Here is a 13,007-nt window from a genome sequence, read left to right as displayed (position 1 = left end):
CGGGCCTGTCGGGAGGCCGCACCGCCGCGAATGGGCCCGCCCAGACATAACCCGGCTCACGCCAGGCGAATCAACGCATCCACCGCCAGCGCCCCCTCGGCATTGACCAGCAGCGGATTCACATCCAGTTCCAGCAACTGCCCGGCGTTCTCGCAGGCGTAGTCCGCCACCGCGCGAATCGCCGCGACCAACGCCGGCAACGGCACCGCCGGGCCGCCGCGAAAGCCGCTGAACAGCGGCGCGCAACGCAAGCCCAGCAAGGCCTGCTCGATGGCCTGGTCGGTGGTCGGCAGCAGCAGGCTGCGGCTGTCCTTGAGCAATTCCACCAGGATGCCGCCGGCACCGATCACCAAGGCCAGGCCAAAACCGGGCTCGCGCTTGACCCCGACGATCAGTTCGGCCAGCGGCGGCGCAGCCATGCGTTCGAGCAAAACCTGTTCGAAGCGCACTTGCGGCGCGTGCCGGGCCAGACTCTCGCGCATCGTCTGCAGGGCACTGGCCAGGGCGACCTCGTCCTGGAGATTGAGCGCGACGCCACCGGCCTCGGTCTTGTGCGGCAGCTCGGCGCTGACCACCTTGAGCACCAGCGGATACCCCAGGCTGCCCGCCTCCAGCAGCGCCTGCTGCGGATGGCCGATACGCGCCTGCGGCAATGGCAGGCCGAACGGCCGCAGAGCCTGCTTGGACTGCCACTCATCCAGCAGGTGGCCTGAGCCTGCCGCGGCCGGCGGGCAGATCGGCACCAGGGCCGCCTGCCCATCGGCCAGCAGCCCTTCGCGGCGCGAGCGGTAATGGGCGATCCGTGCCCAGGCCGCCAGGCCGTCCTCGACCCCTTGCAAGGCCGCCACCCCATGGGCGTGCAGGCGCTCACGAGCCGATGCCGGCAGCAGCTCGGGAAACGCCGAGGCGACGAAGCCGGTCCTGCCATGACGCTCGAGCGCCTGGCAGTAGAGCTCGAGCAACAGGTCGCACTCCTGGCGCTCGCCGGTGAACTCGGCCGGATAGTCGAGCACCAGCAGGGCGGCATCGGCCGGCGTTCTCAGGGCGGTGTCGAGCATCCGCTCCAGCGCATCCCGGTCGCCCCAGATCGCCGTGGTGAAGTCCAGCGGGTTGACCAGGTTGGCGTAGCCGGGCAGCACCTGCGCCAGTTCCGCGCGCTGCCCGGCATCCAGTTTCGGCAGTTTCAGGCCGTTGCGTTCGGCGTAGTCGGCAATCAACCCGGCATCGCCACCCGAGCAGGCCAGCCCGGTCAGGCTCGGCCCCATCGGCAGGTTGCCGCAGGCGGCGGCCTTGAGGGTTTCCATGAAGCTCACCGGGCCGCTGACGCGAATCACCCCGAGGCGATCGAACAGGCTGTCATAGAGCGCGTCGGAGCCGGCCAGGGAACTGGTATGACTCAACGCCAGTTCGGCGCCGATCTGCGACACGCCGGTCTTCAGGGCGATCACCGGAATACCCTTTTCCAGGGCCTTGCAGGCCGCGCGGGCAAACCCCGGCACGTTCTTCAGGCCCTCCAGGTGCAGGCCGATGGCGGTGACCCGTGGCTCGTCGAGCAGCACGTCCATCAGCTCGGCCACGCCCAGTTGCGCCTGGTTGCCGACCGAGGCCAGGTAGGCCAGCGGCAACGAACGGTCGCTCATGGACAGGTTGTAGGCGAAGTTGCCGCTCTGGGTCAGCACCGCCACCCCCTTCTCCACCGTCTTGCCGCCATGGGCCACCGGCCACAGGGCGACGTTGTGCAGGTAGTCGAGCAGGCCATAGCAGTTGGGCCCGAGCAGCGCCATCTCGCCCGCCGCCTGCAACAGTTGCGCCTGCAGGGCCTGGCCTTCGGCACCGGTCTCGGCGAAGCCGGAGGCATAACAGATCGCCCCGCCCGCGCCCCGGGCCGCCAGCTCGGCGACGCAGGCCAGGCTCAGTTCGCGGTGGGTGGCGATGAACACCGCGTCGGGAGCGCAAGGCAATTCCGCGACCGAAGCCACGCAGGGAATTCCGTCGAGGCTGGCATGTTGCGGGTTGACCAGCCACATCGGCCCCTGGAAGCCGCCTTCGGCGCAGCGCTTGAGCGCCCGCGCCATGCTGCGCCCACCGACGAACGCCAGGTGCCGAGGGGCCAGCAGACGCTTGAGATTGTCTCGAATGGACATGCCGTGCTCTCCTGGTTCGCTCAGCGCAGCAACGGCCGCAGCAGCTCGCGGGAAATGATGTGGCGCTGGATTTCCGAGGTGCCCTCCCAGATCCGCTCGATCCGCGCGTTGCGCCAGATCCGCTCCACCGGCCCCTCGTCCATCAGGCCCATGCCGCCGAAGATCTGCACCGCCTCGTCGGCGGCACGGCCCAGCACCTCGCTGGCGAACAGCTTGGCCATGCCGGCCTCGCCGTCGGTCAGGGTGCCCTGGTCCATCTTCCAGGCGGTGTGCAGGGTCATCAGTTCGGCGGCGCGGATTTCCGTGGCCATGTCCGCCAGCTTGAAGGAGACGCCCTGGTAGCTGCCGATGGGCTGGCCGAACTGCCGGCGGTCGGCCGCCCACTGCAGGGCCGCCTCCAGCGCGCGCTGGGCCTGGCCGACGCAGTTGGCGGCGACCATCACCCGGCCGGCGGTGAGCCAGGCGTTGGCGACTTCCCAGCCCTTGCCCACCTCACCGAGCACCTTGGACGCCGGGACGCGACAGTCGTCGAAAAAGATCTCGCTGGTGTGATACCCACGGTTGCTCACGCATTTGGGGCCACGGCGGATGGTCATGCCAGGGGTGTCGCAGTCGACCAGGAAGGACGTCACGGCATTGCGCCGGCGGCCGTTGTGCTCGTAGGTGTCGGTGACCGCGAAGACGATGGCGAAGTCGGCGTGCCCGGCATGGCTGATGAAATGCTTGCTGCCGTTGAGGATGAACTCATCGCCCTCGCGCACCGCGCGGGTCTTGATCGCATTGGCGTCGGAGCCGGCACCGGGTTCGGTCAGGGCGAAACAGTCGATCTTCTCGCCGCGCACGCAGGGCAGCAGGTAGTCCTCGATCTGCGCGCCCTGGCAGGCCATGAGGATCTTCGACGGCCGCGCGACGAAGACGTGCAGGGCCCAGGAGACCTTGGACAGCTCACGTTCGATCAGCGCCTGGGACAGGTAGTCGAGGCCGCCACCGCCGACCTGCTCCGGCATGTTGAAGGCATAGAAGCCGGCGGCGATGGCCTTGGCGCGGATCTGCGCGGCAAGCTCCGGCGGCACGGCATCGGCGCGGTCGACCGCATCTTCGTGGGGCAGCAGTTCCTTCTCGACAAAACTGCGCACCGCTTCGACCAGCATGTCCTGCTCTTGGGTCAGTTGGAAATTCATGGGTTACCTGCTGTCCGGTTACTGGCCAATGAAGTGGGGAGCACGTTTTTCCACGGCGGCCCGCAGCGCCTCGACGCCATCGCGGCTGCGGCCACAGAGCAGGCCGGCGGCCTGTTCGGCCTGCAGTTGCTCGGCCAGGCTGCGAGCGGCGCCCTCGCGCAGCAGCGCCTTGGTCTGGGCGAAAGCGAAGGTCGGGCCGGATGCCAGCCGCGCGGCCAGTTCATTGGCGGCGCCGGCCAGTTGCTCATCGGCGCAGACTTCACTGACCAGGCCGGCGGCCAGGGCCCGCTCGGCACTCCAGAGTTCGTCGAGGAACAGCAGGCGCTTGGCCTGTTCCGCGCCGATCAACCGTGGCAGGTGCCAGCTGGCCCCGGCGTCCGGCGAGTAGGCCATGCCGGTGTAGCCGGCCTTGAACCGCGCGGTTTGCGCGGCCAGGCGGAAATCGCAGCACAGGCTCAAATCCATGCCCGCACCGACGGCCGTGCCGTTGACAGCGGCAATGGTCGGCTTGGCGAAACCGTGCAGGCGGCTCATCAGCACATGGGCGGTTTCGGTCCAGCCATAGGTTTCGAGGATGCCGCGGCGTTCGGCGTCGGCCCATTCGGCGAGGTCGGCGCCAGAGCAGAAGCTGCGGCCATGGCCGGTCAGCAGCAGTACCCGCACCGCCGGGTCGGCGGCATGCCGGTCGAGCAGATCGATCAGCGACTTGAGCGTGGGGATGTCCAACGCATTGCGTTGCTCGGGGCGGTTGAGGGTGATCCGGGCGATGCCGGCCTCCACCGTATCGAGCAGGGTCGGTTGGGAGCTCATGAAAGGCCCTCGGCTTATTGTTCTTGGGTGTGAGGTGGAACATTGAGGGCGATACTAAACAAGTGTTCAGTAGAGTCGCAATCGCTTGAAGTCCTTCATTCAATTTCTTGGAATATTCATCAATCTATTGATTTATATGAATTTATCTTGATGAAAAAGCCTGCCAGCAGGGGAAGTTGTTACATCTTCGAACAACTCGCTGGAGGGGTTGACCGGGGGCCGTCAGCAGCAGACCAAAGAACATCAACACCGCTGATATCAACTATTCCTGCCACCGCCTTACACCGCCTCGGCCCAATCACTAAACTGCCCTACCCGTCCCGTTCCAGAGCTTCCCGACCATGTCGACCCACCCCCACGCCACGCCCGTGATGACCCGCGCCCTGGTGATGCTGTTCGCCTTCTGCTGCGGTGCCATCGTGGCCAACATCTACTACGCCCAGCCGATCATCGAACTGATCGCCCCGGACCTGGGCATCTCCGCCCACAGCGCCAGCCTGATCGTCTCCCTGACCCAGATCGGCTATGCCCTGGGGCTGTTCTTCCTGGTGCCGCTGGGTGACCTGCTGGAGAACCGCAAGCTGATGATCGCCACCGTGGTGGTCTCGACCCTCAGCCTGGTGGCCGCCGGCCTGTCGCGGCAGCCCGGTGTGTTCCTGATGGTGTCGCTGCTGATCGGCTTCAGTTCGGTGTCGGTGCAGATCCTGATTCCCCTGGCCGCGCACCTGGCCCCGGAGGCGTCCCGCGGGCGGGTGGTCGGCGGGATCATGGGCGGCCTGCTGCTGGGCATCCTGCTGGCCCGGCCGCTGTCGAGCGTGGTGGCCGACCACTTCGGCTGGCGCACGGTGTTCATCGGTGCCGCGGTGTTGATGCTGTTCATCATGCTGGTGATCCTGACCACCATGCCCAGGCGCCAACCCAGCCACAGCGCCACCTACGGGCAACTGCTCGGTTCACTGGGCAAGCTGTTCCGTGACCAGCCGGTGCTTCGCCAGCGGGCCTGGTACCAGGGGTTGATGTTCGCCACCTTCAGCCTGTTCTGGACCGCCGTGCCGCTGGAGTTGTCACGGGTCCATGGCCTGTCGCAGTCGCAGATCGCGCTGTTCGCCCTGGTCGGCGCGATGGGCGCGATTGCCGCGCCACTGGCCGGGCGCCTGGCGGATGCCGGACACACCCACCGCGCCTCACTGCTGGCGATGCTGCTGGCGACCCTGAGCTTCGTTCCGGCGCTGGTTCACCCGGCCTATAGCGTGATCGGCCTGGCCGTGACCGGCGTGCTGCTGGACTTCGCCGTGCAGATGAACATGGTGCTCGGCCAGCGCTCGGTGTATGCCCTGGATGCGGCCAGCCGCGGGCGGCTCAATGCGCTGTACATGACCAGCATTTTCATCGGCGGTGCCATCGGTTCGGCAGTGGCCAGCAGTTTGTACGAGCAAGGTGGCTGGGCGGCGATCATGGCGCTGGGCAGCGCCCTGCCGCTGGTGGCGCTGCTGAGCTTCCTGGTGGTGGCCGGTCGGCAGAAACGGCTGGCTGCGGTGGCCTGACCATCGGGATTGGTGGTGACCGGTCTTTGGTTTTCGCGGATGAATCCGGCTCCCGGTTTTGTGGCGCACACAGGATTTGGGCTCGGCACGTCATTCGCGAAGGCGCCCCCCCACAGCCACCACCGAATCCAAGTATGATCGACATTTTGCTCACCACAGGGCGTGGATCATGACCGCAACGAAAGACCGGGTTCGCATCGTCGACAGCACCGTCCTCTCCGACGACTGGTACCTGCTGAAGAAAACCACCTTCGATTTCCTGCGCAGCGACGGCACCTGGCAACGCCAGAGCCGCGAGACCTATGACCGTGGCAATGGCGCGACCATCCTGCTGTTCAACCGGGAAAAACGCAGCGTGGTGCTGACCCGCCAGTTCCGCTTCCCGGTGTTCGTCAACGGCCATGACGGCATGCTGGTGGAGGCCGCCGCCGGCCTGCTGGAGAACGCCTCGCCCGAAGAGCGGATTCGCGCCGAGGCCGAGGAGGAAACCGGTTACCGGGTGCAGCATGTGCAGAAGATCTTCGAGGCCTACATGAGCCCCGGCTCGGTCACCGAAAAGCTGCACTTCTTCCTGGGCGAGTATGACGGCGACAGCAAGGTCGGCCATGGCGGCGGCCTGGAGGCCGAGGGTGAAGACCTGGAGGTCCTGGAGCTGTCCCTGGAAGATGCCCTGGCGGCAGTAAGGCGCGGGGAAATCGTCGATGCCAAGACCATCATGCTGTTGCAGTACGTGGCCTTGAACAACACCCTCGATACCCCGCGCTGATCCACCTCAGACCGGCGAGTACGGCAAGGCCCGCTTGTGCGCGGTCCGGGCGTAAGCCGCTTCGATGATTGCACTGACCTGCGCCGCCACCGGCTCGCCCAACAGGTAGGCGTCGATCTCGGCGTAGGTGCAGCCATAGGCGGCTTCGTCCGGCTTGCCCGGCACCAGCTCCTCCAGGTCCGCCGTCGGCGTCTTGAACACCAGGTGCTCCGGTGCGCCCATGGCCGACGCCAGCCGACGCACCTGGCCCTTGGTCAGGCCCGACAGCGGCGCCAGGTCGCAGGCCCCATCACCGAACTTGGTGAAGAAGCCCATCAGCGCCTCGGCGGCATGATCGGTGCCCACCACCAGCCCGTCGACGAAATTGGCCAGCGCATACTGGGTCATCATCCGCGCCCGGGCCTTGACGTTGCCCTTGACGAAATCCACCCGGGCCGGGCTGGCTTGCAACGCCTCGACGTCGAGGCTGTCCATCAGCCCCTCGACACAGGCCGAGATATTCGCGCTGCTGATCTCGTCCGGCCGGATGAACGCCAGGGACGCCTGGGCATCGCTTTCGTCGGCCTGGGACCGGTACGGCAGGCGCATGGCGATGAAACGTGCCGCCACGCCCTCCTCGCGCAACTGCTCGACCGCCAGTTGGCACAGCCGGCCGGCGGTCAGCGAATCGACCCCGCCACTGATGCCGAGCACCAACGCCCGGCAGCCGGAACGCTTGAGCGTCGCCTTGATGAAGTCGATACGCCGGGCCAGTTCCACGGCCTCGTCACCACCGGCCAGTTGCCGGTTCACGCCGAGTGCCTGGGCAATACGATCCTGAGTCGCGGTTCCCATCTCACACCTCCAGTTGCCGATTGATTTCAGTCACCTTGAACACCTGCGCCGCGTAGCGCAGGAACGACGGGTCTTCACAGACGTTCTTCACCGGGTCGTCGGAGAACTTCACCACCGGTTCGCCGTGCACCCGCACCAGCTTCATCACGATGCTCAGCGGTTCGACACCCTCGACGTCGCACGCCAGGCTGGTGCCCATGCCGAAGCCGAAACGTGCCTTGCCCCGCACATGGCGCATGATCGGCAGGCACTTCTCGAAGTCCAGGCCATCGGAAAACATCAGTTCCTTGCTCATCGGATCGATGCCCAACTGCCGGTAGCGCGCCAGCACCTTGTCGGCCCAGACCAGCGGATCACCGGAGTCCTGCCGCAGGCCGTCGTAGAGCTTGGCGAAGTACAGGTCGAAGTCCTTGAGGAAAAAGTCGGTGCTGATGCAGTCGGTCAGGGCGATCCCGAGCCGGCCGCGATACTCGCGTACCCAGTTTTCCAGGGCTGCGTTCTGGCTTTCGCGCAGGCGACCGAGTTGCTGGTGCACCATCAGCCACTGGTGGGCCATGGTGCCGATCAGCGGCAGGTCGAACTCGTAGGCCAGATGGGCGTTGCTGGTCCCGACGAACACCCCGGGGAAGTCGCGGCGCATGATGTCCACCACCTCGCGCTGGGCGCGGAACGACAGCCGCCGGCGGGTCGAAAAGTCCGACACCCGCAGGTCGGCCAGTTCCTCGCGGCTGAGGTTCTTCTCCAGCCATTCGAACTTCTGGTAGAGCTTGCGGCTGACGTCCTCCAGCAGCACATCCGGGTACTTCTCGCGGTTGCGCAACTCGCTGACCAAGGCCAGCACCGGCTGCTCGAACATGATGCAGTGCAGCATTGGCCCGCGGACGCGGATAGCCAGTTGCCCATCCACTTCGCTGACGTGGATGTAGCGCAGGTTGAAGCGGAACAGGCCGAGGAACTGCTCGAAGTCCGCCGTCAGGTACTCGCGAAACCGCCGGTTGAACAGGAAGCGCAGCTCGCCTTCGCGCATCTGCAGGCCGGCGAGCTTTTCCAGCTCGGTGCGCACTTCGGGAATCAGGTGGCCGAGCTTCTCCCGGGAACGGACGATGAACTGGTATTCCACCTCGACGTTGGGGTGCTGGTGCAACACCGCCTGCATCATGGTGAAGGTGTAGTAGTCGGTATCCAGCAAGCCCTGGATGACGCCGCCTTCGCGGTTGAATGCGCTTTCCATGAATTACTCCTTGTGGCCGGTCGCACGGACCAGCTGTTCGCGACTGTTGACGACTTCGATACGCGCCTGCTGCAGGTCGTGGATGGCCTGCTGCGCGCCCTCGGCGCTGATGGCCCGGCAGGCCGGCAGGTAGACGATGACCTTGAAACCGGCCCCCGCCAGTTGCAGCGCGGTGGTCTTGACACAGAAATCCAGGGCCAGGCCGCCGACGATCACCTGTTGGACCCCGCGGGCATTGAGGTACTCGATCACCCCCGTGGAGAGCTGGTGGTAGAGGTCATGGAAACAGGCCCCGTAGGGGTGCAGCGCCGGCTCCACGCCCTTCCAGACGAAGTAGTCGTAGTCCTGGGGCGCCGGCAGTTCGTCAAGCAGGGTGAAACCTTCGGTACCGGGGACGCAGTGGCTGACCCAGGTCAGGTCGGCATGTTCCAGGCCGGTGGGCTTGAGCATGTCCTCGTGGGACTCGACCACCCAAGGCGCCTGGGGACTGTGGGCGTCCTTGCTGCCGACGCGGATCCCGGCCAGCGAGGCCATGAAGTTCAGCTCGGCACCGATCAGGTGGCCACCGACGACCGGCAGTTCATCCGGGCAGAGTGGCGTGAAGCCCTTTTGGGCATCGACATCGAAGGCGGCGGTCGTGATCACTTGAGCAGTCATGGCAGGTTCTCCCTTTGCGATAAGACAAAGGTACATGTCATGTACTTTCAAATCAAGCCCGATTTCAAAAATATTCAGATCACCCATTTAAAAGCTACGAACCGCGAGGAACCCTTCTTGACCAATAAGTACATGACAAGTACTTTTAAGAAAAAGGAGATACCTTCCATGTACGAGCTCGCAATTTATGGCGGCGCCTTCAACCCGCCCCACGCCGGTCACGCCCAGGTCATGATCGAGGCTTCGCGCCATGCACGTTCAGTGTGGGTGGTGCCCTCCTTCAGGCACCCCCATGGCAAGCGCATGGCCGAATACGAGCGGCGCCTGGGCTGGTTGCAGGCAATCGTCGAACAGGTGCGGCCGGCCTGCGCCTCGGCGATCTCGGTGAGCCGGATCGAGCAACAGTTGGCCCGACTGACCGACGCACCGATCTACAGCTATGGGCTGCTCTGCACCCTGGCCGACATCACCAGACTGCCAACCCGACAGATCGCCCTGGTGGTCGGGCATGACGTCGCCGCGCAACTGCCGGACTTCCATCTGGGTACGCAACTGCTCGAACGGTTTTCGGTGCTGTGCGTGGATGAACAGGTGGGAGTGCGCAGCACCCTGCTGCGCGAACGGCTGGCCCTGGGCGAGACACTGCCCGCCCACTGGATGGCACCGGGGATGAATCCGGTAGACTACGGACTCTATGCCGCACACAGGAACTGACATGCCGGACCCGATCCCCAGCTCACCGAAGAAAAGCGACTACCTGCACACCGTCGACCTGTGCGTGCTTTTCTACTGCCGCGAGACGCAGGCGCTGCAGATCCTGCTGCACAAGCGCGAGGCCGAGCCGTTCCAGGGCCATTGGGCGCTGCCCGGCCTGGTGGTCAACGGCGCGGTGCCCGACCTGACACTGGCCGACGCGGTGGAACGCCTGCGCGCCAGCGACAAGGTCAACCTGCCGCTGGCCTGGATCGAACAGGTCGGTACCGTCGGCGATGCCTTCCGCGATCCCCGCTGCTGGTCCTCCTCGACCTACTACCTGGCGATCGTCGCCGAACCGCCGAGCCTGAACGAACACCAGGCCTGGTTCGCCCTCGACAGCGTTGCCGACGGCTCGTTGCGCCTGCCGTTCGATCACAACACGCTGGTGGCGGCGACCCAGGAACGCCTGCTGTCCAAGTCGCTCTACAGCAGCCTGCCGTTGACCTTCCTCGGCGCCGAGTTCAGCGCCCCCGAGGCCACTGCGATCTTTTCCCTGGTGCTGGCGCGCCCGGTGCTCAAGACCAGCACCCGCCAGCGCCTGCTGAAGATGACCGAAGCCGGTTACCTGCGCGAAACCGGGCGCAAGAAACAGGGGGACGGCGGCCGCCCGCAGGCCACCCTGGAAAACCTCAAGCCCGGTGCCCTCTACCTGTTCGACCGCTGTTTCCTGGAGTGAAAGCCCGCATGAAGCCCGATACCGAATCCGAATGCCTGTTGCACACGCCCTACTTCGACGTGGTCAAGCAAGGCGGCTATTTCATCGTCAAGGAACGCCAGGCCATCAACGGCGTGGTGGCGATCCCGGTGATGCCCGACGGACGCCTGATGCTGGCGGTGCTGCAGCGCCGGGCCATCGGCGCGCAATCCATCGAGTTTCCCCGTGGCGCGATCGACCCGGGCGAGACCGCCCGCGATGCCGCGGCCCGCGAGCTGCTGGAGGAGACGGGCTGGCCGGCGCGCAATGTCACGGAGCTGGGGTTGCTGCACAGCAACACCTCACTGATCGCCAGCGCGGTGGCCGTGTGCAAAGTGGACATCGAGGGGGTGGCCAGCGAAAGCACCGATGGCGAAGTCGACAAGGTACTGTTCGTCACCCGACAGGAACTGATGGCGATGATCGCCGCGGGCAGGATCACCGACGGCCACACCCTGTCGGCCGCCATGATGCTGGTCGCCCAGGCTCCCGGCCCGACGTTATAGCGTCACGCTGCCGCTGATGCAGGTCACGGCGGCACCGCCGACCCAGATCTCGTCGCCGACCTGCTCCACCCGGACCCGCCCGGCACGCCCCATCGCCGTACCCTGGCTGACCCGATAGGACTGCGGCGCCCGCCCCTCGCCCAGCAGCCAGCGGGCGATGCCGGCGTTGAGGCTGCCGGTGACCGGGTCCTCGGGCATGCCGTCGCCGGCGATGAAGGCCCGCACCTCGAACTGGCACTCATCGCCATGGAGTTCCGGATGCCAGGGCGCAACGACACCCACGGTCAAGCCTGCCAGTTGCACGTAGTCGGGCCTGATCGCCAGCACCCGCCTCCGGTTGGGCAACATCAGCACCATCCAGTCCGCCCCGTTGTCGACCCACTGGGCCTCGAGCACGTCTTCAGGCGCCAGGCCAAGGCCCAGTCGGGCCCGCTCGCGCAGTTCCGGCTCGACCGGGCCGGCACGCAGCAGCGGTGGCGCAAGAAACGCCAGGTCCTCGCCCTGGCGGCGAATCCGTACCAGGCCGACGCCACACTCCTGGATGATCTCGTCGCCCCTGGGGACACCGCCGACCTCCAGCCAGGCATGACAACTGCCCAGCGTCGGGTGGCCGGCAAAGGGCAGTTCCCGGGTGGAGGTGAAGATCCGCACCCGATAGTCCGCCCGCGGGTCGCGGGGTACCTGCAGGAAGGTGGTTTCGCTGAGGTTGGTCCAGGTCGCGAAGGCCTGCATCTGCTCGTCGGTCAACGCATCGGCGGCGAACACCACGGCCAGCGGATTTCCCTTGAGGGGTTGGCGACTGAACACATCCAGTTGCTTGAAATCGTGCTGGCTCATGGCGCTACTCCCTGTCGAAAGAACGTGATCGGTGGTCAGTGCGCCATTTCAACACACAACCCTCGTTCAAATCCCGTCGCGGGCAATGTCCATCGCAAAGTAGGTCAGGATGATATCGGCGCCGGCGCGCTTGATCGCCCCCAGGCTCTCGCGCACCACGCGATGCTCGTCGACGGCACCGGCCTGGGCGCCGAACTTGATCATCGCGTATTCACCGCTGACCTGGTAGGCCGCCAGCGGCAGGCGCGAGGCTTCGCGGATATCGCGGATGATGTCGAGGTAGGCCCCGGCCGGCTTGACCATCAGCGCGTCAGCGCCTTCCTGCTCGTCCAGCAGCGACTCGCGCACCGCTTCGCGGCGGTTCATCGGGTTCATCTGGTAGGCCTTGCGATCACCTTTCAGCGCGGTGCCACCGGCTTCGCGGAACGGCCCGTAGAGGGCCGAGGCGAACTTGGTCGAATAGGCCATGATCGAGGTATCGAGAAAGCCGGCGGCATCCAGCGCACCGCGGATGGCCTGGACCTGGCCATCCATCGCCGCGGACGGCGAGATGAAATCGGCCCCCGCCTGGGCCGCGACCACCGCCTGGCGGCCGAGATTGCGCAGAGTCGCGTCATTGTCCACCGCATCGCCATGCAGCACGCCGCAATGACCGTGGGAGGTGTACTCGCAGAAACAGGTATCGGACATCACCACCATTTCCGGCACGGTGTCCTTGCAGATCCGCACCATGCGCGCCACCAGGCCCTGCTCGTTCCAGGTGTCGCTGCCATCCGCGTCGAGGTGGTGAGACACCCCGAAAGTCATCACCGACTTGATCCCGGCACGGGCGTAGCGCTCGATCTCGCTCGCCAGCTTCTTCTCGGGAATTCGCATCACCCCGGGCATGCTGGTGATGGGTACGAAATCATCGATGCCCTCCTCGACGAAGATCGGCAGGACCAGGTCGTTGAGGCTGAACTCGGTTTCCTGGAACAGGCCGCGCAGGCTTTCGTTACGGCGCAGGCGACGCAGGCGCGTGGTCGGGAATAGCTGTGACATGGAATT

13 protein-coding genes are annotated in these 13,007 nt (G+C 65.8%); 5 read left to right on the top strand and 8 right to left on the bottom strand.

All coding sequences use genetic code 11. From position 1 onward, the window contains the following. Positions 1-56 precede the first annotated feature (56 nt). From ACMGT0_RS13880 to ACMGT0_RS13870, 3 genes are read right to left on the bottom strand one after another with little or no spacing between them, the layout of a single operon-like run. Complete coding sequence (locus tag ACMGT0_RS13880; RefSeq protein WP_416773058.1) at positions 57-2,144, bottom strand: acetate--CoA ligase family protein; 2,088 nt, start codon at positions 2,142-2,144, stop codon at positions 57-59. 20 nt (positions 2,145-2,164) lie between these two features. After that, complete coding sequence (locus ACMGT0_RS13875) at positions 2,165-3,325, bottom strand: acyl-CoA dehydrogenase family protein (protein WP_054062570.1); 1,161 nt, start codon at positions 3,323-3,325, stop codon at positions 2,165-2,167. An 18-nt stretch (positions 3,326-3,343) separates the two neighbouring features. Continuing rightward, the gene (locus tag ACMGT0_RS13870; RefSeq protein WP_054062571.1) at positions 3,344-4,135 is read right to left on the bottom strand and encodes an enoyl-CoA hydratase/isomerase family protein; all 792 of its coding nucleotides are present in this window, start codon (positions 4,133-4,135) and stop codon (positions 3,344-3,346) included. A gap of 341 nt (positions 4,136-4,476) precedes the next feature. Here ACMGT0_RS13870 and ACMGT0_RS13865 point away from each other — a divergent pair, with 341 nt between their 5' ends. Then, positions 4,477-5,679, top strand: a complete 1,203-nt coding sequence (locus tag ACMGT0_RS13865) for an MFS transporter (protein WP_054062572.1) — start codon at positions 4,477-4,479, stop codon at positions 5,677-5,679. A 169-nt stretch (positions 5,680-5,848) separates the two neighbouring features. Further along, positions 5,849-6,445 (top strand): NUDIX domain-containing protein, encoded by a 597-nt coding sequence (locus tag ACMGT0_RS13860; protein WP_054059120.1) that lies wholly within the window; start codon positions 5,849-5,851, stop codon positions 6,443-6,445. A gap of 6 nt (positions 6,446-6,451) precedes the next feature. Here the strand turns inward: ACMGT0_RS13860 and nadE are convergent, their stop codons facing one another. Genes nadE through ACMGT0_RS13845 form a run of 3 tightly spaced genes read right to left on the bottom strand, consistent with a single transcriptional unit; the run spans position 6,452 to position 9,167 of the window. Beyond that, a complete protein-coding gene (gene nadE / locus ACMGT0_RS13855; protein WP_054059121.1) occupies positions 6,452-7,279 on the bottom strand; it encodes an ammonia-dependent NAD(+) synthetase in 828 nt (275 codons plus the stop codon). A gap of 1 nt (position 7,280) precedes the next feature. After that, entirely contained in the window at positions 7,281-8,510 is a 1,230-nt protein-coding gene (pncB, locus tag ACMGT0_RS13850; protein WP_054059122.1) for a nicotinate phosphoribosyltransferase, read from the bottom strand. A gap of 3 nt (positions 8,511-8,513) precedes the next feature. Next, positions 8,514-9,167, bottom strand: a complete 654-nt coding sequence (locus ACMGT0_RS13845; RefSeq protein ID WP_054059123.1) for an isochorismatase family protein — start codon at positions 9,165-9,167, stop codon at positions 8,514-8,516. Between the two features lie 168 nt (positions 9,168-9,335). Between ACMGT0_RS13845 and ACMGT0_RS13840 the strand changes: the two genes are divergently transcribed. From ACMGT0_RS13840 to ACMGT0_RS13830, 3 genes are read left to right on the top strand one after another with little or no spacing between them, the layout of a single operon-like run. Beyond that, positions 9,336-9,881 (top strand): adenylyltransferase/cytidyltransferase family protein, encoded by a 546-nt coding sequence (locus ACMGT0_RS13840; protein ID WP_054059124.1) that lies wholly within the window; start codon positions 9,336-9,338, stop codon positions 9,879-9,881. A gap of 1 nt (position 9,882) precedes the next feature. Beyond that, positions 9,883-10,599: an NUDIX hydrolase gene (locus tag ACMGT0_RS13835; RefSeq protein WP_054059125.1), complete on the top strand. Its 717-nt coding sequence runs from the start codon at positions 9,883-9,885 to the stop codon at positions 10,597-10,599. An 8-nt stretch (positions 10,600-10,607) separates the two neighbouring features. Further along, positions 10,608-11,123, top strand: coding sequence for an NUDIX hydrolase (locus tag ACMGT0_RS13830; protein ID WP_416773053.1), 516 nt, complete (start codon positions 10,608-10,610; stop codon positions 11,121-11,123). Here ACMGT0_RS13830 and ACMGT0_RS13825 read toward each other — a convergent pair. Beyond that, positions 11,118-11,960: a PhzF family phenazine biosynthesis protein gene (locus ACMGT0_RS13825; protein ID WP_416773051.1), complete on the bottom strand. Its 843-nt coding sequence runs from the start codon at positions 11,958-11,960 to the stop codon at positions 11,118-11,120. The two genes, ACMGT0_RS13830 and ACMGT0_RS13825, sit on opposite strands and share 6 nt — an antisense overlap. 66 nt (positions 11,961-12,026) lie before the next feature. Next, the gene (hemB, locus tag ACMGT0_RS13820) at positions 12,027-13,001 is read right to left on the bottom strand and encodes a porphobilinogen synthase (protein WP_054056483.1); all 975 of its coding nucleotides are present in this window, start codon (positions 12,999-13,001) and stop codon (positions 12,027-12,029) included. Positions 13,002-13,007: the final 6 nt, after the last annotated feature.

Source organism: Pseudomonas sp. RHF3.3-3, assembly GCF_048069595.1.
In the GTDB taxonomy this organism is placed as follows: Bacteria; Pseudomonadota; Gammaproteobacteria; order Pseudomonadales; family Pseudomonadaceae; genus Aquipseudomonas; species Aquipseudomonas fuscovaginae_B.
Note: the sequence above shows the minus strand (reverse complement) of the source record. Positions and strands in the feature narration are given on the sequence as shown.

What these genes read in the sequence shown, in the direction of transcription:
- ACMGT0_RS13880 (WP_416773058.1), bottom strand. Translation starts at nt 2,144, where the DNA reads ATGTCCATTCGAGACAATCTCAAGCGTCTGCTGGCCCCTCGGCACCTG.
- ACMGT0_RS13875 (WP_054062570.1), bottom strand. Translation starts at nt 3,325, where the DNA reads ATGAATTTCCAACTGACCCAAGAGCAGGACATGCTGGTCGAAGCGGTG.
- ACMGT0_RS13870 (WP_054062571.1), bottom strand. Translation starts at nt 4,135, where the DNA reads ATGAGCTCCCAACCGACCCTGCTCGATACGGTGGAGGCCGGCATCGCC.
- ACMGT0_RS13865 (WP_054062572.1), top strand. Translation starts at nt 4,477, where the DNA reads ATGTCGACCCACCCCCACGCCACGCCCGTGATGACCCGCGCCCTGGTG.
- ACMGT0_RS13860 (WP_054059120.1), top strand. Translation starts at nt 5,849, where the DNA reads ATGACCGCAACGAAAGACCGGGTTCGCATCGTCGACAGCACCGTCCTC.
- nadE (WP_054059121.1), bottom strand. Translation starts at nt 7,279, where the DNA reads ATGGGAACCGCGACTCAGGATCGTATTGCCCAGGCACTCGGCGTGAAC.
- pncB (WP_054059122.1), bottom strand. Translation starts at nt 8,510, where the DNA reads ATGGAAAGCGCATTCAACCGCGAAGGCGGCGTCATCCAGGGCTTGCTG.
- ACMGT0_RS13845 (WP_054059123.1), bottom strand. Translation starts at nt 9,167, where the DNA reads ATGACTGCTCAAGTGATCACGACCGCCGCCTTCGATGTCGATGCCCAA.
- ACMGT0_RS13840 (WP_054059124.1), top strand. Translation starts at nt 9,336, where the DNA reads ATGTACGAGCTCGCAATTTATGGCGGCGCCTTCAACCCGCCCCACGCC.
- ACMGT0_RS13835 (WP_054059125.1), top strand. Translation starts at nt 9,883, where the DNA reads ATGCCGGACCCGATCCCCAGCTCACCGAAGAAAAGCGACTACCTGCAC.
- ACMGT0_RS13830 (WP_416773053.1), top strand. Translation starts at nt 10,608, where the DNA reads ATGAAGCCCGATACCGAATCCGAATGCCTGTTGCACACGCCCTACTTC.
- ACMGT0_RS13825 (WP_416773051.1), bottom strand. Translation starts at nt 11,960, where the DNA reads ATGAGCCAGCACGATTTCAAGCAACTGGATGTGTTCAGTCGCCAACCC.
- hemB (WP_054056483.1), bottom strand. Translation starts at nt 13,001, where the DNA reads ATGTCACAGCTATTCCCGACCACGCGCCTGCGTCGCCTGCGCCGTAAC.